This window comes from Megamonas funiformis (assembly GCF_010669225.1).
Classification (GTDB): Bacteria; Bacillota; Negativicutes; order Selenomonadales; family Selenomonadaceae; genus Megamonas; species Megamonas funiformis.
Map to the genome: position 1 here is coordinate 2,338,094 of NZ_CP048627.1, position 23,806 is coordinate 2,361,899.

Below are 23,806 nucleotides of genomic sequence, written 5' to 3' on the forward strand. Positions count from 1 at the left end.
GCAAATTAAATTTTATAAATTATAGATAAAGGAGAAAAAAATAGCAAGAATGAAGGATAAATTAATTGAATTTGTATCGATACAATTAGACAAAGATTTAAAAGAGCCTTTATATGTACAATTATATGAGCAAATAAAATTAATGATAAAACAGCATTTATTATCACCAGGGTATAAGTTACCAGCTGTACGAAGTCTAGCTCAAAATTTGCAAGTAAATCCAAGTACAGTAGTTAATGCTTACAAAGAATTAGAAAAAAATGGTTTTATTTTTAGTAAGCGTGGTAGCGGAAGTTATGTGGCTGAACAAGTGATTAATACTATTGATGAATTAGAAGAGAATAATCACATTCCCATTGATTTAACTGATGATTTAAAAATTTTGCAGGGTCAAAAAAATGTGATAAATATGAGTACGATATCCTTAAATCCGGATATGATTTCCATAGAGACTTTTAAGCAAGTGGTAAATAAAATTTTGGAAAGAGACAAAGGATATGCATTTACATATCAAGACAGTCAAGGCTATTTGTCACTTCGCCAATCGATTACTCAAGAATTAGCGAAAAAAAGGATAAATACAACGCCAGAATACATTCAGATTATTTCAGGTGCACAACAAGGCATAGATATAGTGGCACGTGCTATTTTAAAACATGGAGATATTGTATTTGTAGAAAATCCAACTTATCCAGGTGCGATAGCGGCTTTTCGTTCTTGTGGGGCAAAAATTATAGATATTAAATTGACAAAAGAAGGTATTGACTTAGTTGACCTCGAAAATAAATTAAGGAAATTTAGACCTAAATTGATATATGTGATGCCTAATATTCAAAATCCTACAGGCATATCTTATACAAAAGCTAATTGTCGTCGTTTAATGGGATTGGCTCGTTTTTATAATGCTTATATTTTGGAAGATGATTATATAAGTGGTCTTTGTTATCAAGAAAAATCGCCTATACCTTTAAAAGCGTATGATACAGATGATCGAGTGATTTATATTCGCAGTTTATCAAAGATTTTTATGCCAGGATTAAGACTTGCTTATTTAATCATGCCCCAAGTATTGGCACAGACTTTATTAAATGTAAAACATATTTCAGATATAGCGACTTCTGGACTTACACAGAGAGTTTTTGATTATTATTTGCGTGAAGGATTATGGCAAGAACATTTAAATTCTATTCGCAGTGTGTATAAAACACAATTTGAATTTGCTCTTAGAATGGCAAAAAAATATTTGCCTAAAGATATAGATTATTTAAAACCACAAGGGGGATTGTCTTTGTGGTTGAATTTGCCGGATAGATTGAATGCAAGTGAGATAATTGAAAAAGCTAGAAATGAAGGGGTAATAATTTGCGATGGTGCACCATTTTTTGTGCGCAATGCCCCTAATAAACAGATACGTTTGAGTTTTGCCACTTTGTCTTTGGCAGAAATAAATACAGGGATAAAAATAATTCAAAATATAACTAAATCTTAAAGGGGGAATACTTATGAAAATAGGTATTGCTGGAAACGGCAAAATTGTACATGAAATGATAGGAGCTACAAAAAATATTCAAGATTTAGAAATTGTAGCTATATGTAGTCGACCACAGAGCAGACAAAAAGCAGAAGAAATAGCAGATAAATTTAATATCGCTAAAATATATACAGATTATAATCAAATGCTAGAAGATGGCGAAATAGATTTTATTTATGTAGCTGTAGCCAACAGTGTGCATTATGAATATACAAAAAAAGCACTAGAGGCAGGGAAAAACGTCATTTGTGAAAAACCTTTTACCATCACAGCAAAACAGACACAAGAATTAATAGATTTAGCTAAAGCTAAAAATCTATTTTTATTTGAAGCTATCACTATTTTATATGCGCCAAATTATCAATATATAAAAGAAAATTTAAATCAAATCGGTCAATTGCGTTATGTTCATGCTAATTATGCACAATATTCTAGCCGTTATGATAGATATTTAAACAAAGATGTAGCACCAGCATTTAGCCCTGAACATGCAGGGGGTGCTTTATATGATTTAAATATTTATAATTTACATTTTGTCATGGGCGTATTAGGTATACCAAAAGAAGTTATTTATCGACCAAACCTCGGTTTTAATGGCATAGATATTTCAGGTACAGCATTATTAGATTATGATGATTATACAGTAGTATGTAGTGCAGCTAAAGACTCCGAAAGTATCAGCGGAATTGTATTTCAAGGTGAAAAAGGCTATATGGAATTAGTAGGTGCGCCAAATGCTTGTGCGTTAGTCAAAGTTCATAAAAAAGGTGAAGAAGAAATCTTGATAAATAAAGAAAAATATAATCATCGCATGGTCAATGAATTTGTAGCCTTCATAGAAATCTTTAAACAACAAGATTTAATTACTTGTTATAAAACATTAGAACATAGTTTAAATGTAATGAAAGTATTAGAACAAGCTAGAATAAGTGGCAAAGTAGAATTTAATATTTGAGTATTTTAATTTTATAAATAGAAAAGGCATAAGAATTTTTTCTTATGCCTTTTCTTAAGATAAGTTATATTTTTAAAGAAAGTTGTTGGTTATTTAATTATTTAATGTAATTAGCGATTAATTCTACAGCTTTATCTATGCCACAGCGACCTACATTGATTATCATATCATAATCTGCACAATCACCCCATGTAGAACCTGTATAATAATTATAGTAAGAAGCACGTTTAGCATCTTCTTTTTTTAATGTAGCTAAATCTTTATGATAAACATTAGTGCCTCGTATTTTGCGGAATTCATCATCTGCACAAATAAAGAAGTGATGAGCATTTTTTACATCTTTCAAAATGAAATTAGCACAGCGACCGATAAAAATACCAGAATTTTTTTCAGCGAGTGCTTTGATAGCTTTTGATTGTGGAGTGAATAAATAATTATCGTCTTCTACATTCAAATCAGCAAACATAGTTTCATATGGAGAAACACTGCCATAGAGATTGTCATATGTTAAATCTAATTCATTAAGAGAAACACCTTTTTCAAGATGAGCAGAAATAAATGCTACAAGTTTGCGGTCATATAAAGGTATTTGTAATTGTTTAGCTAATTTTTCAGCGATTTCACGACCACCAGCACCATATTGACGACCAATAGTAATAATACAATTACTCATGAAATAATCCTCCTATTTATAAGAGAGCACCTACAAAAGTAGATGCTCTTTATTATTATTTATTATATTTATCTTTAATTAAGCAAAAGGATTTTCTGTTGGGTACATCATAGTTTTTGGCTGATTGAAAGCTACATCTTCAACACCTAAGAATTTGAAGATACTGAATAAAGCTTTACCATAATGACCGAATGCTACAGCACCATGATGTGGATATTGTTTTTCAATGAGTACATGACGATAGAAACGACCCATTTCAGGAATAGCGAAGATACCGATACCACCGAAGGAACGAGTAGCAACAGGTAATACTTCACCTTGAGCTATATAAGAGCGTAATTGTCCAGCTGCATTGCTTTGGAGACGATAGAATGTGATTTTACCTGGAGCAATATCGCCTTCCAAAGTACCACGAGTGATATCTGGAGTGCCACCATTTTCAAGTAAACGATTTTGGATAAGCTGATATTTGATAGCACCTTTAGCGAGTTTGCACATAGGAGTATTACCGCAATGGAAGCCCATGAATGTATCTTTGAGGGTGTAGTTTTTATATTTTGGAGCAATATCTTCTTCGAATAAATCTTTTGGTACAGAGTTGTTGATATCGAGAAGAGTTACAGCATCGCCACTTACGCAAGTACCAATATATTCGCTGAGTGCGCCATAGATATCTACTTCACAAGCAACAGGAATACCACGAGATACAAGACGGCTATTTACATAGCATGGTTCAAAACCGAATTGAGATGGGAATGCAGGCCAGCATTTATTAGCAAATACTACATATTTTCTAGAACCTTTATGTTTTTCAGCCCAATCAAGTAATGTTAATTCATATTGAGCCATGCGTTTTAAAAGATCTGGATATGGATTAGATGTGCCCATTTCTTCAGCCATATCTTTAACGATATCATCAATACGTGGGTCATCAGCATGTTCTTTATAAGAAACAAGTAAATCAAGTTCGGAGTTTTCTTCGATTTCTACGCCTAAATCATAAAGTGGTTTGATTGGAGCATTGCAAGCAAAGAAATCTTGTGGACGAGGGCCAAAAGTGATGATTTTTAGATTTGCTACACCGATTAAAGCACGTGCAACAGGATTAAATTCGTTGATCATTTCAGCGATTTCATCAGCAGTACCTACAGGATATTCTGGAATGAATGCTTTGATTTTTCTAAGACCGAGATTGTAAGAGCAGTTGAGCATACCGCAATAAGCATCGCCACGACCATTGATGAGGTCTTTGCCTGTTTCTTCAGCAGCAGCTACATACATTACAGGGCCATCGAATTTTTGAGCAATTAAAGTTTCAGGAGTTTCTGGACCAAAGTTACCTAAGAAAACAACTAAAGCATTACAGCCAGCAGTTTTAACTTCTTCAACTGCTTTGAGCATATCGATTTCATTTTCTACTACAGTTTGAGCTTCGAAAATTTCACCATATTGTTTAGTGTAAGTTTCAACAATTGCTTTTCTACGATTTTCAGAAAGAGAAACGATAAAGCAATCACGACTTACAGCAATGATACCAAGTTTTACATCAGGAATATTATTAAACATGAATATACTCTCCTTTTATATATACACTAATATATTTACTATTTTATTATTTTGTTTTTGTGCTTAGGCACAATCAAGAACAATTAAAGAATACCATGTAGTGATGTTTTTGTCAATAAAAATTTTTTAGAAAATTTATAATAATAGTTTAATAAAAAAATCGTCTTTTTATAAAAGAAATGTTTCTGTGTAAAATATTGAAAAAATAATATTTTTACTTATTTATAATAAAATAGAAAAACATATTAAAAAAATCTGAAAAATTATAAAAATAAATATTGACGGATAAATTCAAAGATGATATATTAAAAACAACAAATGTGCTTAAGCACAAAGGAGAGGCGGTAAATGATGAAATATTTATTAGGTTTAGATATAGGAACTTCAGCGACAAAGACAGTATTATTTGATGAAACTATGAAAGTTATAGCTTCAGTTTCAGAAGAATATCCAATGTATCAACCACAAAATGGTTGGGCAGAACAAAATCCAAAAGATTGGTATAATGCTTCCTTACATACAATTCAAGAAGTTTTGGCAAAATCTAAAATTAATCCTGAAGATGTAAAAGGCGTAGGTTTATCTGGTCAAATGCATGGGCTAGTAATGCTTGATGAAAATAATGAAGTAATTCGTCCTTCAATTATTTGGTGTGACCAAAGAACAGTAAAAGAATGTGAAGAAATCACTGCTAAGGTTGGAGCTGAAAGATTGATAGAAATTACAGCAAATCCAGCATTGACAGGATTTACAGCATCAAAAATTTTATGGGTTAGAAATAATGAACCAGAAAATTATGCAAGATGTAAACATATTTTATTGCCAAAAGATTATGTACGTTTTTGCATGACAGGTGAGTATGCAACAGAAGTATCTGATGCAAGTGGAATGCAATTATTAGATATTCCAAAACGTCAATGGTCAGATGAGATTTTAGAAAAACTTGATATAGACAAAAATTTATTGGCAAAAGTATATGAATCTCCAGAAGTAACAGGACATATTAATGATGAATTTGCTAAATTATCAGGACTTAGCACTGATACAGTAGTTGTAGGTGGTGCAGGAGATAATGCGGCAGCAGCTATTGGTACTGGTATTGTAAAAGACGGTAAAGCATTCACTACAATTGGTACAAGTGGTGTAGTATTTGCACATACAGATAAATTAAGTATTGATCCAAAAGGTAGAGTTCATACTTTTTGTTGTGCAGTACCAGGTTGCTGGCATGTAATGGGGGTAACACTTGCAGCAGGTTTATCACTTAAATGGTTCCGCGATAATATAGCTGATAATTATAAAGTAAAAGCAGAAGAATTGGGAAAAGATCCATATGTACTCATGAATGAAGCAGTAGCAAAAATTCCATGTGGCAGTGATAGATTGATGTATTTACCATATTTGATGGGCGAAAGAACACCACATCTTGATCCAAATTGCAGAGGTGTATTCTTTGGTTTATCTGCAATTCATACAAAAGAAAATATGATGAGAGCAGTCATGGAAGGTGTAGCATATTCACTTAGCGATTGTTATGACATTTTGAAAGAAATGGGTGTAACAGTAGATGAAATGATGGCATGTGGTGGTGGTGGCAAAAGCCCAGTATGGCGCCAGATGCTTGCAGATATGTTTGAATGTGAAGTAAAAACATTGACTTCTGAAGAAGGTCCAGCATTAGGGGTAGCTATTTTAGCTGGTGTAGGAGCTGGAATTTTCAAAGATGTAGTATCTGCTTGTGATGAATTTATCAAAACAGGAACAAATTGCAGTCCAATAAAAGAAGAAAGTGAATATTATAAACAAGGACATGCTTTATACAAGAAAGTATATGCGCAATTAAAGGATTGTTATCAGGATTTAGCTAAGTTATAAATTTTATATATTTAAGAGGAGAGTAAATAATGGGAACAATAAAATCTGAAGTAGCATTTCAAACGACATCAGCAAGTCGTGTAAAATTTGTGAGAATTTTCGTATTTGTGGTTGCTGGTATGGCAGGTTTATTATTTGGTCTTGACCAAGGGGTTATTTCTGGAGCTTTACCATTTATTGCCAAAGAATGGGAACTTACAAGTCGTCTACAAGAATGGGTAGTAAGTTCTATGATGGTAGGTGCAGCTATTGGGGCAATTATTGCTTCAAAATTATCTTCTGGAATTGGCCGTAAAAAATCTTTGATGATTGGTGCTGCATTATTTATTGTAGGTTGTCTTGGTTCTGGTATGGCAACAAGTGTAGAAATGCTCATTGGTGCTCGTTTGATTTTAGGTCTTTCTGTAGGTATAGCATCTTATACAGCTCCATTATATTTAGCTGAAATGTCAGACAAAGATGCTCGTGGAAGTATTATTTCTGGCTATCAATTAATGGTTACAGTAGGTATTTTAGTAGCTTTCTTATCTGATACTTATTTTAGTTATACTGGTGATTGGAGAGCTATGCTCATGGTCATTGCTATTCCAGCAGTAGCACTTATTTTATGTGTATTAGCATTGCCCGAAAGTCCTCGTTGGCTTGCTTCTAAAGGTCGTTTCCAAGAATCTGCTAATGTATTAAGTTCCATGCATACTAATGTTGAAATTGCAAAAACTGAATTACATGATATTAAAGAAAATTTAAAAGTAAAACAAGCTGGTTGGGAATTATTCAAAGCTAATAAAAATGTTCGTCGTGCAGTATTTTTAGGTGTATTACTTCAATTTATGCAACAGCTCACAGGCTTCAATATCATTATGTATTATTCTCCAAAAATTTTAAGTATTGCAGGTTTCTCTTCTACAGAAGAACAGATGATAGGTACTGTAGTCAATGGTCTTGTATTCGTTTTAGCAACATTTATTGCTGTAGGTACTGTTGATAAATCTGGTCGTAAACCAGCATTATCTAGATGTTTTGCTATAATGGCTGTTTCCTTATTTGTTTTAGGTCTTTGCTTCTTTGGTTTAGAAAGTGGAAATACATCTACATGGATTCCTTACTTATCTGCTGGTATGGTAATTTTAGCAATTATTGGCTTTGGTTTTGGTGCAGGTCCTGTTGTATGGATTTTATGTTCTGAAATTCAACCACTTAAGAGCCGTGATTTTGGTATTGCTTGCTCTACAATGACTAACTGGTTATCTTGTACTTTAATCGGTGCTACATTCTTAACTTTACTTGATACATTAGGTTCTACAATGACTTTCTGGCTCTATGCAGCATTGAATGCTTTATTTGTATATTTAACAATGCGTTATGTACCTGAAACAAAAGGTGTAACATTAGAAAAAATTGAACAGAACCTTATGGAAGGTAAAAAATTAAAAGATATCGGTTGTTAATTAAATTTTGATGAGTTATCCTATAATGCTGTGTTATTATATGTATATAATAGTGTAACTTTACTAAGAGATTTTAACAGCATTATAGGAGGTACTTTTGGTGGTTACGATAAAACAAATTGCGGACCTTTGTGGTGTCTCACGAGGAACAGTGGATAGAGTTATAAACGAACGTGGCAATGTAAAGCCAGAGACGAAAGAACTTGTGTTATCTATGGCAAAAGAATTAGGTTATAAGCCAAATCCAGCAGGAAAAGCACTATCTGCTAGAAAGAAAAATCCAGTGGTGGGAGTTGTGATTTCATCAGAAGGTAATCCTTTCTTTGATGATGTTATCAGAGGTATAAAATTAGCTACGGAAAAATATGAAATTTATGGATTGAAAGTCATTTGGAAAAATATGAGAGGCTATGATGTAAAGTCTCAACATGAAATCATGGAAGAGCTTAAAGATAAAGTAAATGCCTTGATTATTAATCCAGTAAATGACCCTGTAATTATAAATGAAATCAATGAATTTGTAGATGCTGGAATTTTTGTAGTAACAATAAATAATGATGTAGATAATTCCAAACGTCAATGTTATGTAGGTAGTGATTATACTAATGGCGGTGAAACAGCAGGTGCATTATTGCAGATGATTATACCAAATGGGGCTAATATAGGTATAGTCATGGGTTCATCAAAGGTATTAGGTCATAAGCAACGTTTAGCTGGATTTGAAGAAAATATAAATAAAAATCCTAAATTTAAAATAGTAGATATTCAAGAAAATGATGATGATGATATATCTTCATATGATAAGACTAAGATGATGTTGACAAAACATAAAGAAATAAATGCAATATTTATTGTAGCAGCTGGTGTATATGGTGCTTGTAGAGCGGTATTATCATTAAAAAAACAGAATGATTTAACGATAATTGCTTTTGATACAGTGCCAACTACAGTGGAAATGATGAAGAAAAATGTAATTAAAGCAGTGATTTATCAACACCCTTATAGACAAGGTCAAAGAGCTATGCAAATTGTTTTTGAATATCTAGTAAATGGTATTAGCCCTGATAAAAGTAGACATATAATGAAAAATGAAATAAAAATATTAGAAAATTTATGAGGCTTAAAGCTGTTATAAATAATATATAATTTTATATAAAAATCTATAAATTATTTAAAGATTATGATATAATACTATTGAGGTGATAATATGAAATATTACTCAATAGGAGAATTTGCAGACAAAATAGGGAAAACAATTCAAACTCTTAGAAATTGGGATAAAAATAATACTTTTAAACCTGCTTATGTAACTACTGGTGGTACAAGATATTATTCTCAAGAACAACTTAATAATTTTTTAGGTTTGAAGATAAAAACTAAAATAAATAAAAAAATTGTTGGTTATTGCAGAGTTAGTTCAACTAAGCAAAAAGATGACCTTGAAAGGCAAATTGAAAATGTAAGGACATATATGATTGCAAAAGGTTATCAATTTGAGATAATAACGGATATTGGAAGCGGAATTAACTATAATAAAAAAGGACTGAATCAATTAATTGATATGATTACTAATTCAGAGATTGAGAAAGTAGTAATTCTTTATAAAGATAGATTAATTAGATTTGGATATGAATTGATAGAAAATCTTTGTGAAAAATATGGAACAACAATTGAAATTATTGATAATACAGAGAGAACTGAAGAACAAGAGTTAGTAGAAGATTTAATTCAAATAGTTACTGTATTTAGTTGTAGACTTCAAGGAAAAAGAGCTAATAAAGCTAAAAAAATGATTAAGGAGTTAATAGAAGATGATACTTGCGAAAAAAGTTAGAATTTATCCAACAAAAGAGCAAGAACAAAAACTGTGGCAATCTGTAGGAACTGCTAGATTCATCTATAATTATACTCTCGCAAAACAGGAAGAAAATTATAAAAATGGTGGTAAATTTATTAACGACGGAGTTATCAGAAAAGAATTAACTCAACTTAAAAAGTCTGAACTAACTTGGTTAAATGAAGTATCAAATAATATCACTAAACAATCTGTAAAAGATGCTTGTAAGGCTTATAAAAGATTTTTTAAAAGCTTAGCTAACAAACCCAAATTTAAAAGTAGGAAAAAAAGTAAACCTAGTTTTTATAACGACCCGATTAAATTAAAAATTAAAGAGAAAAAAGTTTTAATAGAAAAAGTAGGTTGGATAAAAATAAATGAACAAATACCAATTAATGTTAAATATAATAATCCTAGAATAACTTATGATAATAAATATTGGTATCTATCTGTTGGAATAGAGGTAGATAAAAAACAAGAAGAATTAACAAATATTTCATTAGGTATAGATTTAGGATTGAAAGAGTTGGCTATTTGTTCCGATGGAAAAATATTTAAAAACATTAATAAGACTAAAAAAGTAAAAAAATTAGAAAAAAGATTAAAACAAAAGCAAAGACAAATAAGTAGAAAATATGAAATAAATAAAATCAAAAAAGAAGGAGGTGAACGTTGCCAATTTATCAAAACTAAAAATATAAAAAAATTAGAGAATACAACAAAACTAATATATAGAAAATTAGCTAATATTAGAAACAATTATATTCATCAAGTTACAACAAGTATAGTGAAAACCAAACCATATAGAATTGTAATAGAAGATTTGAATGTTTCTGGAATGATGAAAAATAAACATTTATCTGATTCAGTAAAAAAACAATGTTTTCATAAATTTAGACAGTATATAACATATAAATCTGAATTAAATGGAATTGAATTAGTAGTAGCGGATAGATTTTATCCATCATCAAAAACTTGTAGCAAGTGTGGATTTATAAAGAAAGATTTAAAACTAAAAGATAGAGTTTATAGATGTCCACATTGTGGAGCAGTAATTGATAGGGATTTAAATGCTTCACTAAATTTATCTATGTATAAATTAGCATAGTTTCACAAGCAAGAAAATGCTAATATGTAGGATTCGTTGTATCCGAATTTAAGCCTTTGGAGAATCATATCAAACGAAAGTAGCTACGGCAAAATCGGATTCAATGAAGAAGGAAATAAACAAATTTTTATATTTTTATAGATTTTTGGCAACGGTAAAGATAATGAAAAGTGTACATGATATTGAATTCAAGCAATATGGTAGAGTTTTAGACGTTGATACTGCTGAATTTGTAGCAACAATGAAAGCAAAAGAAGCTATTAAAGAAGGTGTAGTATATGAACCTTCTGATGCGGATTTAGAAGCATTGCCTTTATTTAAACAGATGCAAGATGAAGTTTATGGCGGATTAGAAGTGGAATTTGGTTTTTGCAGTGGCTATAACAATAAATTAAATGCAGTAGAATATCATCGTTCTTCTGAAATCGATATTGCAGCTACAGATTTAATTTTGATGCTTGGTCGTCAGCAAGATATCGATTACACAAATAATACTTATGAAACTAAAAATATAGAGTGCTTCTTTGTACCAGCAGGTACAGCAGTAGAACTTTATGCGACAACTCTTCACTATGCACCATGCAAAGAAAATAATGAAGAATTTCGTTGTGGTGTAGTTTTACCAAAAGGAACTAATCTTCCATTGCAGGTAAAACCAGTTGAAAATAAAGGTGAAAATCAATTACTTTTTGCTGCTAATAAATGGCTTATTGGACATAGTGAAAGTGGCGTAGATAAAGATGGCGGCTTTATTGGCTTAATCGGTGAGAATACAACAATTTAATAAAATAAAAACTACTATAGATTTAATTTCTAAATTCTATAGTAGTTTTTTTATTTAAATATTATGTCTAAAAACTTGTGTTAGAGCATATTCTAATTTATCCATAGCAAGGTTTAACTCCTCAGGAGAAATAATTAATGGTGGTGCTAAGGTGAGTACACAACCTTGAGATATTTTAAAGCTCAATCCTTGTTCTAGACATAAATATAAAACTTTTTCAGCTTCAATAGTAGCTTTTTCTTTTGTTTGACGATTTTTTACCTTGATTTGCTTTGATTTTATCTTCGGATAAAGTTATACATAATAAATCCTTTCTTAATGTTTGATATTTGGTATAAGATATCATAAGAAATGTTTTGCTGTAAATCGTACAATTGTAAAAAGCTAATGAAATTTTTAGTAATATTTTTAATTAATTTATAATAAATAATATATAACGATTTAGATATATTTATGCTATAATAACACTAATGACTTAATGTTCATATTAGGAGGCATTTAAATGAAAAAGCAACTTTTAGCAATGATTTGTTCGGCATTATTTATGCTAGGAATAGGAGGAACTGCTTCTGCTGCTGAAGTATATCAGCCAGCTACAACAGCAAGTGTTGCTACTATTAATTATCAGTACGTATTAGCTAATATTCCAGAAAGTAAATCCATTCAGGAAAATATGAATAAACTTACTGAAGAAGCACAAAAAGAATTTGAGAAATCTGTTAACGAAAAAATGAGTCCTGCAGATATTCAAAAAGTTCGTGCAAGAGTAGCTACTGATTTAAGACAAAAACAGATTAATTTAGTAAAACCAGTACAGGAAAAAATTAATAATGCAATTAAACAAGTAGCTCAAGAACATGGATATAGCGTAGTTATTACTTCTGATGTAGCTTTATTTACTGCTGTTGATATTACAGAAGAAGTTTTAAATGCTGCAAAATAATTGATATTTTATAAAAATAAGCAGGTACAAATAGTACCTGCTTTTCTTAGATTAATTAAAAATAGAGGTGGAAATGATGGGTGAATTAAAATGGTGGCAAAAAACAGTTGTATATCAGATTTATCCTAAATCTTTCTGTGATAGTAACGGCGATGGTATTGGAGATATTCCAGGTATTATTAGTAAATTAGATTATTTGCAAGATTTAGGTGTGGGTGCTATTTGGCTTTGTCCGATTTATCCTTCACCACTTGTTGATAATGGATATGATATTTCTGATTATTGTAGTGTAGCTAAAGAATATGGGACTATGGAAGATATGGAAAGACTCATTTCGGAAGCAGATAAACGCAATATAAAAATCGTAATGGATTTAGTATTTAACCATACATCAGATAAACATAAATGGTTTGAAGAGTCTAGAAGCTCCAAAGATAATCCTAAACGTGATTGGTATATTTGGCGTGATGGTAAAGAAGATGGCTCTGCTCCTACAAATTGGCGTAGTATTTTTGGCGGTTCAGCATGGACTCTTGATGAAAAAACAAATCAATATTATTTGCATACTTTTGCTAGTGCTCAGCCAGATTTAAACTGGGAAAATAAAGAAGTTAGACAAGCTTTATTTGATGCAGCTAATTTCTGGTTAGATAAAGGTGTTCGTGGTTTTAGAATTGATGCGATTGTATATATTAAAAAACCTAGTGAATTTAAAGATTTACCAGTAGATGGAGCAGATAATTTAGCTAGTATCGCTAAAGCTACAACTTATCAAGATGGTATATTAGATTTTCTACATGAATTTAGAGAAAAAGTTTTTGATAGAGCAGATATATTTACAGTAGCAGAAGCAGATGGTGTTTATCCAAGTGATTTTGATAAATGGATTGGCGAAAATGGTGCATTTGATATGTCCTTTGATTTTAGCCATATTCGCTTAGGTTTTGATGAAGATTGCACATGGCATAAACGCAAATCATGGAAATTAATCGATATTAGAAAATGTTTCACAGAAGATGAAGAAGCTACAAAAGATAATGGCTGGGTACCTGTTTATTTTGAAAATCATGATTTACCACGTTGCACAAATTATTTCTTCCCACAGGGAACAGATACAAAATTAGCAGCTAAATTTATTGCTACAATTTTATTGACTATGAGAGGAACACCATTTATCTATGAAGGTCAAGAATTAGGTGTGACAAATATAAAATGGCCATCAATTAAAATGTATAATGATATTTCATCTATTGGTCAATATGAATTGGCACTAAAAGATAAATTGACACCAAAAGAAGCTATGAAAGGTGTTTGGAAATACAGTAGAGATAATGCACGCAGTCCAATGACATGGAATAGTGGCTCTAAAGCAGGTTTTACTACTGGTAGACCATGGTTACCACTCAATGATGAATATCCTAAATTGAATGTGGAAACAGAAACAGAAGATGAAAATTCTGTACTTAATTATTATAAAAATTTAATAAAATTACGTAAGCAATATCCAGCATTAATTGAAGGCGATTATGAAGAATTATTATCATATAGTCCAGGTATATATGCTTATGCACGTACAACTAAAGATAAATCAGAACGCATTATTGTTATCGCTAATACAACAGCAAAAATTCGCGGTTATAAAATACCAGAATTAAAAGGTGCAACATTACTAGCATCTACTTATGGAAATCGTGAAGCAACATTATTGCGTTCTTATGAAGTAAGAGTTTATAAAGTTAAGAAATAAAATAAAAAATATCCTTATAAATAGAATTTCTATCTATAAGGATATTTTTTTTAGTTTGGAATAGCTTCAATAATAGTATCGAGCATTTTTTTGATATCAGAAGGAATAGCTTCAACAAAACGAGTTGGGATATTATCATAACCATAGTAACAGCCTGCTAATCCACCTGTAATAGCACCAATAGTATCACTATCACCGCCAAAGTTAATAGCAGTCAGTACAGCGTCTTCAAAATTATCTGTAGGCATAAAAGCATGAAGCATAGCTATAATGCTATCGTAAGCAGAAGCTGTTGGTTGAATTTCTTCATTTTTATAATCATAATACATAGTATTATCAATCATTTTATCCATATCATCTTTAGTGATATTGTTATTCAAAATACGGAAAATCAATTGAGCGTAAATACGGCAAGCATTATCAGACTGGGTATTTACATGAGTCATATTAGTGATATCAAGAGCAGTAGTAACAGCATTGAATTCATCAGTATAATAAAGTGCAGGATATAAAGTATTTAATATAGCACCATTATCTACACTACCGCGATTGCTGAATAAATCCACTTGTCCAGCGGACTCTTGCCAACGAGCTTTAGGAATAAGATGTTTACCATGACCTTTAGACATTGTTTTATCAATACTGCGAAGAGTTGTATCACTGATATCTTTTGGTCTGCTGATAGCCCATTTTATGAAATTCTTGCCGATTTCAGCAAATGGATTTTCAGGATTTTTCATAATTCCATAAGCAGTAGCAAGAAGTAGAGCTGTTTCATCAGTTCCTTCGCCTGGTTGAACTTGTAACCAACCGCCACCAATCATTTCTGTAATCTTGCCGAATTGAGATTTGATTTGTTCTTGAGGCATGAATTCAAGTGGTGCACCGAGAGCATCACCAATAATTGCACCATATAAAGCCCCTTTAATTTTATTTATTTTTTCCACAAATTTTCCTCCAATATAAATTATTAACTAAATATATGATAAACTACTGGCACTATAAGAGCAAGAAGCATATTACCAACACGAATATGAATTATATTATTAAATGTTAAATTTATACCAATAATAGTGATTAAAATATTGCCAATATAGCAGATATCATTAATTATAGCAGTCGCAAGATAAGGTGATATAAAACTAGCACATAAAGTAATCAACCCTTGATAGATAAATAAAGGTAAAACCGCAAGTAAAACGCCAGCTCCCATAGTTGAAGCAAAAACCATACAAATGACACCATCTAAAATGGCTTTAGTCAAAAGTAAACTATAATCACCAGATAAACCATCTTGGAGTGCTCCAATAATAGCCATAGCGCCAATACAAATTACTATTAATGAAAGTACCGATTAATAAAGAAAATATCATCAGCATAGTACCTGTAGTTTCTAAATGACCATCTTTAAATACAAACATTTGAGAAAGTGTGCCACCTATGCCAATGAATAAAACAGCTATTCCCATAGCCTGTAATAGCGAATCTTGTAGAGATTTTTTTATGCCTTTTTTCAAAAATAAACCAATACCACCACCGATAATAACAGCGATAGTGTTGGCAATTGTTCCAAGACCAATCACAAAAACACTTCCTTGAAAAATAATTTTTTTTAGAAATAAATATATTATAACATTTAATTTGAATATAGTTTTGGAAAAAATGACAAAATAAAAACCACTTGATAAATCGTATTATTTAACAAGTGGTTTTTACTTTATATATTATTATTTATTATATACTATTTCTTTTTTTGACCATAATAAGCATTAGCACCATGTTTGCGGAGATAATGTTTATCTAATAATTCTTGTTGCATTGGTTCAAAATTATTGCCAATAGTTACAGCATGATAAGCCATCATAGCTACTTCTTCAAGAACAACAGCTTTTTTTACAGCTTTGATAGGGTCTTTTTCCCAAGTGAAAGGACCATGAGAATATACGATAACGCCAGGAACGTCCATCATTTTGATACCGCGTTCTTTGAATGTTTCAACGATAACATTACCAGTTTCAGCTTCATAAGAGCCTGCGATTTCTTCAGCAGTCATAGGACGTGTGCAAGGAATAGGTCCATAGAAATCATCGGCGTGAGTTGTACCTAGTGCAGGGATATCACAGCGAGCTTGTGCCCAAGACGTAGCATAACGGGAATGTGTATGTACAACGCCACCAATTTCAGGGCAAGCTTGATAAATTTTGATATGAGTATCTGTATCGGAAGATGGATTATAATTACCTTCAACTACTTTTCCAGTATTGATGTCAACAACTACCATATCTTCAGCTTTCATAGTATCGTATTCTACACCAGATGGTTTGATAACCATTAAGCCTTTTTCACGGTCAATACCAGATACATTACCCCAAGTAAAAGTTACCATATGATATTTTGGCAACATTAAGTTAGCTTCAAAAACAATTTTTTTCAAATCTTCTAACATTTATATACACCTCTTTTTGATTTAATGCCGTTCAGCATCTTTAATATTTATTATACATATTTTGCTTTAAAATAACAATATGTCATACAAGTTTTCTCGATAAAAATATTTATTTTATTTAAGAGGTTATTATGATATAAAAAAGCAATAATCTAAGTATATATCTAGATTATTGCTGAAAAATTAATATTCAATTAAAACAATTTGACCACTTTCGCGTGTTTTTTGCATATCAATAATACGTTGATTGCTACTGCCACGAAATTGTAAAGTTAGGTCTTTTTTTTCTATGAGGAAAGGTCCATCAATGAGTACATCTGTTTGATTGAGTAACTCATCGATATCAGGATTGTGCATATTTTGTAATTGTTCTAATGTATAACCTGTAAATGTGGTGATATTAAGACCACGTTTATGAACTTCTTTGGCTAATTGTGCCAATGGTTTTGCTTGGAGAAAAGGTTCTCCTCCACTAAAGGTAACACCATTTAATAATGGGTTTTCACAGATTTGTGAAAGTAAATCATCAGTATCGACTTCATGGCCGCCATTTACATCATGAGTTTGAGGATTATGACACTGAGGACAATTGTGATAGCAACCTTGAGTGAAGATGGTGAAGCGAAAACCTTCACCATCTACAATAGAATCATTGACAACTCCTGCAATCTTAATTAAGGCCATGTTTTACGCGGTCATGTTCTTCAGCACGTTTTGCATTGTTGAAGCGGTCTACAGTACCTACTAAATAACCTGTAATACGGCGAATACGTTCAAATTGAGCAGGTTGAGTGCGATAGTCAAGAGCGACTTCTCCATCACCAGCATCGGAAATAGTGAGGCTAGCGAGAGTTTCACTAGAATTTTCTTTAATATAATTGATATAATTTACGATTTCTTTTTCTGTAATATCTGTTAAACCATTAACTTTTACTTCTACACCATTAACTAACATTTGTATCACTCTTTCTATCGAATATTTTTGTTGATTTATAAATTTAAATTAAATGGAAGTTGCACTGCAACAATTATCACGCATACGTTTTAAAATAACATGGCGTTTATGAGCAGCTTCACTTCTACCACATTTTGGACATACTCCATTGATAATACCTGTATATCCGCAAACTGGATCACGGTCTACAGGGTGATTTACAGAACCGTAACCAATACCGTTATCATGCATGCAACGGATAATAGCTTCAAAAGCTGTTAAATTCTTTGTAGGGTCTCCATCCATTTCAATATAACTTATATGACCACCATTTGTTAAATTATGGTAAGGTGCTTCAAGTTGTATTTTTTTGTAAGCACTAATTGGATAATATACTGGAATATGGAAGGAATTTGTATAGTATTCTCTATCAGTAACACCAGGAATTGAACCATAGATTTTGCGGTCAATTTTTACAAAACGACCACTTAAACCTTCTGCTGGTGTAGCAATCAAAGAGAAGTTTAATTTTGTTTTTTGAGCTTCATCGTCCATACGTTTACGCATATGACCAATGATAGCAAGCCCTAATTTTTGAGCTTCAGCAGATTCACCATGATGCTTATCAATTAAAGCTTTTAATGTTTCAGCAAGACCGATAAAACCAACAGTTAAAGTACCATGACGAAGTACTTCACTTACAGTGTCATATTCACCAATATTATCAGAGTCAAGCCAGATATTTTGTCCCATTAAGAATGGGTAGTTTTTACCGATTTTAGCACATTGAATTTTGAAACGGTGTAATAATTGACGAATGACTAAATCAATCATATCATCTAAGGATTTATAGAATTTATTTATATCACCTTTAGCTTCAATTGCTAAGCGTGGTAAGTTAATACTTGTGAAACTTAAATTTCCACGACCACATGTAACTTCACGAGTAGGATCATAAACATTACCCATTACACGAGTACGACAACCCATATAAGCTACTTCACTGTTGTAATCGTTAGGTTTATAGTATTTTTTATTGAATGGAGCATCTAAGAAACTAAAGTTAGGGAATAAGCGTTTCGCAGATGTTTTCATTGCTAAACGGAATAAATCGTAGTTAGGGTCATCTTTTTCATAGTTAACCCCTTCTTTTACTTTGAAAATTTGTACAGGGAAAATAGGAGTTTCTCCATCGCCAAGACCAGCATCTGTAGCTAATAAGAGGTTTCTCATAGCCATGCGACCTTCAGGAGATGTATCTGTACCATAGTTGATAGAACTAAATGGCACCTGAGCACCAGCACGAGAATTCATAGTGTTCAAGTTATGGATAAATGCTTCCATTGCCTGATAAGTAGCTGCATTAGTTTCATTCCATGCAGTATTTATAGCAAATTTATGAGCCATTTGAGTTGTTTGTTCATTTATTTCTTGATAGTTATGTTCATGTTGATGTTTTGGTAAGAAATCTACAAGAAGTTTACCAAATTTATCAGCAGTGCTCATACTGATTTTTATAGGAAGACTTTGTTCGATTTTTTTACAAAGTAGGCTAGCATCTTCAAGTTTCATATCAAGCATAGCATTGAAATAATAGCCGAGAGCTTTGTAGTATTGTTTACGATAAGTCTTAGCAACGCCTGGAGCCATGCAATAATCAAACATTGGTACAGCTTGACCACCATGCATTTCATTTTGGTTAGCCTGAATAGCAATACAAGCTAATGCAGCATAGGAACGAATATCATTTGGTTCACGTAAATAACCATGACCTGTTGAAAAACCATTTTTAAATAATTTTAATAAATCTATTTGGCAACAAGTTTCAGTGAGCATATAAAAATCCATATCATGAATATGAATATCGCCGTCCATATGTGCTACTGCAATATCTTTTGGCAAAATATGACTAGTAATAAAGTATTTAGAACCTTCAGAGCCATATTTTAACATAGTACCCATAGCTGTATCAGCATCAATATTAGCATTTTCACGTTTGATATCAGCATCTTTTGCTTTGGTAAAAGTAAGTTCATCATAGATATCCATTAAATCAGCTTTAGCTTGACGAAGTTTTGTATGTTCTGCACGATATAAAATATAAGCTTTAGCTGTGCTAGCAAAATTACCAGCGATGAGAACTTTTTCTACAGCATCTTGTATTTGTTCAACACCAGGTGTTTTTAAATTTTTTAATGCTTTAATAACATTATTAGTAATAGTAGATAATTGCTCTTGGGAAAATGTCTCATCTATAGATTCCATATTAGCTTTTTTTATAGCATCTGTGATTTTTTGTGCATTAAATTTCACAATATCTCCAGTGCGTTTCTTGATTGTTTTTATCATTGTAAGCTGACACTCCTAGTATATTTGACCATGAGCAAAATATACTATGCCATGGTTTTAATTCATTTTCTTTTTATCGCTGACAACGATTATACTATATACACGTATGAGTGTCAAACTAACCACAATATATAGTATGTGTAGTAAAATAAATTTATATACAATTTTAAAATAGGTATTGACAGTAGTTTGAGTTTGTATTGACTAAATAAAAAATGTACTATATTTAATTACCTATGAATTTTTATACAAATAAATAATATTTTTCCATTGACATAAAAGTTTTACATATATAATATATAAAAATTTTATGGATAGTAATTAAGTGATATTTTATTAATTTATAAAAAAAAAGACAGGTAAAAAACCTGTCTTTTAGGGGTTAATTTTTATTTTATTAAGAGAGAAATATTTATCATTTAATTTATAATTTATTAATAGAAGAAATCAAGGTTGAGGTAGAATCTATCTGCATCTGTATCGGAATCGATATCTTTACCATCGAAATATTTAACACTTGCTAAGAGATTTTCTACAGGAACGTAGCTAGCACCTATAGCAAAACCTTTTTGATTGTTAAATACATCTTTATATGTTGTAGCAATAGTAACATCTTTACCGAAATGACGATAAGCAACATAAGCTCCCCAAGAACCAGGGTCAGCAATATTAGCATTTTTGTATTGAAGTTCTGCCATATAAGCTTGTTTGTCATCGGAATTATCAGATTCAGTATTTACAGCATATTGACCGAGTAAGCCCCAATTATTATCGAAGCGATATAAACCACCTACAGACCAGATATTCATTTTGTCATAATCATATACTGTTTGACCTGCCCATGTACCCCAATTTGTAGAGCCTGGTTCAATATTAGTCATTACAGCATACATAGCATTAGCATCGAATTTTTCGCTTTTATAATTAAATTGAGTTGCATAGAAATCAGCAGTGAAATCTTTTAATGTTTGACCAGGTAAAATATCTGGATTATCATGACCAGGATTGTAACGACCTGCTAAAAGAGAAGTAGTGAAGTTTTTATCGCTACCACTTGCAATATCAATTTGAGCACCAGACATATGTTCATCAAGAAGCATACCATAAGTATCAAGAAGAGGAATTCTACCAGCAGTAACGGTAGTATTATGTCCAATAGGTCCTTTAGCATAAGCACGAGCTACTACTGTTTTACCATTAGCATCTTCATCAGCTTTCATTTCATAATCGACACGAACATTAGCAGTCCATCCTGTATCGCCAATATAAGCTTTTGGTTCAAGACGGAACATTACTTGGCTAGTGTCATTATCATTATATTTTTTAGTATGTCCGCTCATTCTATCTGTGGCATCACTTGAAGCATCAACATAACGGTAACGCAATTCACCTTTCCAAACAACATTATCGGATTTCTTTTCAAGATCAGCAACACGAACGCCAAGGTTATCAAGTTCATCTGCAAATTCAGCAGCTAATTTATCAACGAGAGCTTTATCAGCTTTTTCAAGATCTGTTTTTGCCATAGCACGAGCTACAATTTGAGCCATTTCATAGCGAGTCATAGTATTTTGACCTTGATATGTACCATCTGGATAACCATCAATAACACCATCAGCAGCAAGAGTAGAAACAGCATCATAAGCCCAGCTATCAGCAGGAACATCACTAAATGGATTATTAGCAGCAAAAGTAGTACTAGCTGCACCAACAACTAAAGCAGCAGTAATTGCAGAGACAAGAGTTTTTTTAGACATTAATATTTTCCTCCAAACGCGATAAATTATATTATAAATAATTAACTTTCATAATATAAATTAAAGAAAATATAGAGTGTCCAAGTTTCCTCTAAGGTTCAATGCTATAAATATGAAAGTCAATTTCTTTATCTGTTTGAATTTTATCATAATATGAAATAAATTTCAATATTTTATATAAATAAAAATTTTTATAAAATTAAATATAAAGAAATATTATTTAATTTATTTCGTAAAAATGACATTACTTATTAATTTAATCAATAATATTTCATTTTTATGATGATATATTTCGTTTTATAGAAAAAATAATATAAAAAATTTTTTTATAAATAAATAAAAACTTATAAGTAAAATTAAAAGCAAAAGTAAATATAAAAAAGAGCAGACATTAAGTCTGCTCTTTGTATATTACTATTAAATTTCAGTCTTACTGAGTGTTTATCAGAAGAAGAAGTCAACATTAGCGAAGAATTTGCTTGCATCTTGACCAGATACAGTTTCTTCACCATCGAAGTACTGAATAGTAGCAAGGATGTTTTCAGCAGGAACATAAGAAGCACCTACTACTGCACCTTTGTAACCAGTACCGATGATATCATCATAAGTTGGAGCGATAGAAGCAAATGTTTCAATTTGACGGTAACCAGCATACATACCCCAAGAACCAGCGTCTGCAGGATTAGCACCTTTGTATTGAAGTTCAGCAGTCCATGCTTGGTCTTCAGTATTAGCTTCAGTATTTTGAGCGTATTCACCAACAAATGCTACATTTTTATCAAATGCATATTTACCGCCAGCATACCAGAAGTTAGCAGTATTATCATCAGCATTTAATACATAGTCTGCCTTATATTTAGCATCAATACCAGTTAATGCAGTATAACCAGCGTTAAGAGCTAAATTATCATTTGGAGTGTAGTCAAATTGTACACCATAATATTCAGCAGTAATATCTTTAGCATTGCCTTTATAGTCTACAGAATGATCATCTTCACTATAACGACCAGCAGCTAAAGTAGTTTTGAATTCATCGCTACCAAATGCAACTGTACCACCAGAGATACGATCATCAAAGAGTAAACCTTGAGCAGTGAATACTGGAGTACGACCAGCAGTAACTGTAGCACCGAAGAGAGGACCTTCAACATAAGCACGGTCAACAACAACACCATCATTATTTTCATCTGTAGAAAGATTCATTTCATAGTCTAAACGAGCATTAGCTGTCCAACCGGAGTTACCGATATAAGCTTTTGGTTCAAGACGGAATAAAACTTTGTTATGAGTTTCATCACCAGCTTTAGAATCACGATCAATGTCATAATAACGATAACGGAGTTCTCCGCCCCATTTAACGTTGTCGGATTTCTTTTCAAGGTCAGCAACGCGAACGCCAAGGTTATCAAGTTCTTCAGCGAATTCAGCAGCTAATTTGTCAACGAGAGCTTTATCAGCTTTTTCAAGATCTGTTTTAGCCATAGCGCGAGCTACGATCTGAGCCATTTCATAACGAGTCATAGTGTTTTGGCCTTTGTAAGTGCCATCTGGGTAACCATCGATAACACCATCAGCAGCAAGAGTAGTAACAGCATCATAAGCCCAGCTATCAGCAGGAACATCGCTGAAAGGATTTGCAGCAGCAAAAGTTGTGCTAGCAGCGCCAACTACGAGAGCAGCAGTAATTGCAGAAACAAGAGTTTTTTTAGACATAATAAAACTCCTCCTATAAAATATATTTTTTGTTCAATAGAAAATATATTGTTAGGAGAAATGATTGTGTATGAGTATCCACGTTTCCTCAACTTTTTTTCCTCTGCTCAATATATCTTTTCTTGAACTACTAAAATGAT

19 protein-coding genes and 1 pseudogene are annotated in these 23,806 nt (G+C 31.9%); 10 read left to right on the forward strand and 10 right to left on the reverse strand.

The genetic code is table 11. From position 1 onward, the window contains the following. Window positions 1-49: 49 nt before the first annotated feature. Window positions 50-1,489, forward strand: a complete 1,440-nt coding sequence (gene pdxR, locus GXM21_RS11675) for a MocR-like pyridoxine biosynthesis transcription factor PdxR (protein WP_008539458.1) — start codon at window positions 50-52, stop codon at window positions 1,487-1,489. 13 nt (window positions 1,490-1,502) lie between these two features. After that, entirely contained in the window at window positions 1,503-2,486 is a 984-nt protein-coding gene (locus tag GXM21_RS11680; protein WP_008539457.1) for a Gfo/Idh/MocA family protein, read from the forward strand. A gap of 97 nt (window positions 2,487-2,583) precedes the next feature. On the opposite strand, the gene GXM21_RS11685 is transcribed toward GXM21_RS11680, so the two are convergent. Both GXM21_RS11685 and GXM21_RS11690 read right to left on the reverse strand, forming a co-directional pair. Further along, window positions 2,584-3,159, reverse strand: a complete 576-nt coding sequence (locus GXM21_RS11685) for a cytidylate kinase-like family protein (RefSeq protein ID WP_008539456.1) — start codon at window positions 3,157-3,159, stop codon at window positions 2,584-2,586. Between the two features lie 78 nt (window positions 3,160-3,237). Then, complete coding sequence (locus tag GXM21_RS11690) at window positions 3,238-4,725, reverse strand: L-fucose/L-arabinose isomerase family protein (RefSeq protein WP_008539455.1); 1,488 nt, start codon at window positions 4,723-4,725, stop codon at window positions 3,238-3,240. A gap of 348 nt (window positions 4,726-5,073) precedes the next feature. Between GXM21_RS11690 and xylB the strand changes: the two genes are divergently transcribed. The 8 genes from xylB to GXM21_RS11730 all read left to right on the forward strand — a co-directional run bounded on the left by xylB (window position 5,074) and on the right by GXM21_RS11730 (window position 14,467). Beyond that, window positions 5,074-6,600: a xylulokinase gene (gene xylB, locus GXM21_RS11695; protein WP_008539453.1), complete on the forward strand. Its 1,527-nt coding sequence runs from the start codon at window positions 5,074-5,076 to the stop codon at window positions 6,598-6,600. 29 nt (window positions 6,601-6,629) lie between these two features. After that, window positions 6,630-8,048, forward strand: a complete 1,419-nt coding sequence (locus GXM21_RS11700; RefSeq protein ID WP_008539452.1) for a sugar porter family MFS transporter — start codon at window positions 6,630-6,632, stop codon at window positions 8,046-8,048. Window positions 8,049-8,148: 100 nt separating this feature from the next. Further along, window positions 8,149-9,165 (forward strand): LacI family DNA-binding transcriptional regulator, encoded by a 1,017-nt coding sequence (locus GXM21_RS11705; RefSeq protein ID WP_008539450.1) that lies wholly within the window; start codon window positions 8,149-8,151, stop codon window positions 9,163-9,165. A gap of 90 nt (window positions 9,166-9,255) precedes the next feature. Further along, on the forward strand, window positions 9,256-9,882 hold the full coding sequence (locus tag GXM21_RS11710) for an IS607 family transposase (protein ID WP_075554812.1): 627 nt from the start codon (window positions 9,256-9,258) through the stop codon (window positions 9,880-9,882). Beyond that, window positions 9,860-10,993 (forward strand): RNA-guided endonuclease InsQ/TnpB family protein, encoded by a 1,134-nt coding sequence (locus GXM21_RS11715; protein WP_163604723.1) that lies wholly within the window; start codon window positions 9,860-9,862, stop codon window positions 10,991-10,993. Before GXM21_RS11710 ends, GXM21_RS11715 begins: the two co-directional genes overlap by 23 nt. Window positions 10,994-11,156: 163 nt before the next feature. Beyond that, complete coding sequence (locus GXM21_RS11720; protein ID WP_008539447.1) at window positions 11,157-11,777, forward strand: DUF4867 family protein; 621 nt, start codon at window positions 11,157-11,159, stop codon at window positions 11,775-11,777. A 502-nt stretch (window positions 11,778-12,279) separates the two neighbouring features. Further along, complete coding sequence (locus GXM21_RS11725) at window positions 12,280-12,720, forward strand: OmpH/Skp family outer membrane protein (protein ID WP_008539446.1); 441 nt, start codon at window positions 12,280-12,282, stop codon at window positions 12,718-12,720. Window positions 12,721-12,796: 76 nt separating this feature from the next. After that, window positions 12,797-14,467, forward strand: coding sequence for an alpha-glucosidase (locus GXM21_RS11730; RefSeq protein WP_008539445.1), 1,671 nt, complete (start codon window positions 12,797-12,799; stop codon window positions 14,465-14,467). Window positions 14,468-14,517: 50 nt separating this feature from the next. Here the strand turns inward: GXM21_RS11730 and GXM21_RS11735 are convergent, their stop codons facing one another. The 8 genes and pseudogenes from GXM21_RS11735 to GXM21_RS11775 all read right to left on the reverse strand — a co-directional run bounded on the left by GXM21_RS11735 (window position 14,518) and on the right by GXM21_RS11775 (window position 23,666). Next, a complete protein-coding gene (locus tag GXM21_RS11735) occupies window positions 14,518-15,414 on the reverse strand; it encodes an ADP-ribosylglycohydrolase family protein (RefSeq protein ID WP_008539444.1) in 897 nt (298 codons plus the stop codon). Between the two features lie 23 nt (window positions 15,415-15,437). Next, a pseudogene (locus GXM21_RS13090) lies at window positions 15,438-16,050 on the reverse strand (DUF554 family protein). Window positions 16,051-16,208: 158 nt separating this feature from the next. Further along, window positions 16,209-16,913 carry an L-ribulose-5-phosphate 4-epimerase gene (locus tag GXM21_RS11750; protein WP_008539439.1) on the reverse strand — a complete coding sequence of 235 codons (705 nt, stop codon included), beginning with the start codon at window positions 16,911-16,913 and terminating at the stop codon, window positions 16,209-16,211. Between the two features lie 183 nt (window positions 16,914-17,096). Next, window positions 17,097-17,597 carry an anaerobic ribonucleoside-triphosphate reductase activating protein gene (nrdG, locus tag GXM21_RS11755; RefSeq protein ID WP_008539438.1) on the reverse strand — a complete coding sequence of 167 codons (501 nt, stop codon included), beginning with the start codon at window positions 17,595-17,597 and terminating at the stop codon, window positions 17,097-17,099. Beyond that, window positions 17,584-17,868, reverse strand: coding sequence for an anaerobic ribonucleoside-triphosphate reductase (gene nrdD / locus GXM21_RS11760; RefSeq protein WP_008539437.1), 285 nt, complete (start codon window positions 17,866-17,868; stop codon window positions 17,584-17,586). Before nrdD ends, nrdG begins: the two co-directional genes overlap by 14 nt. A 48-nt stretch (window positions 17,869-17,916) precedes the next feature. Further along, the gene (locus GXM21_RS11765) at window positions 17,917-20,196 is read right to left on the reverse strand and encodes an anaerobic ribonucleoside triphosphate reductase (RefSeq protein ID WP_008539436.1); all 2,280 of its coding nucleotides are present in this window, start codon (window positions 20,194-20,196) and stop codon (window positions 17,917-17,919) included. 434 nt (window positions 20,197-20,630) lie between these two features. Continuing rightward, the gene (locus tag GXM21_RS11770; RefSeq protein ID WP_008539435.1) at window positions 20,631-21,953 is read right to left on the reverse strand and encodes a putative porin; all 1,323 of its coding nucleotides are present in this window, start codon (window positions 21,951-21,953) and stop codon (window positions 20,631-20,633) included. Between the two features lie 444 nt (window positions 21,954-22,397). After that, entirely contained in the window at window positions 22,398-23,666 is a 1,269-nt protein-coding gene (locus tag GXM21_RS11775; protein ID WP_008539433.1) for an S-layer homology domain-containing protein, read from the reverse strand. Window positions 23,667-23,806 lie beyond the last annotated feature (140 nt).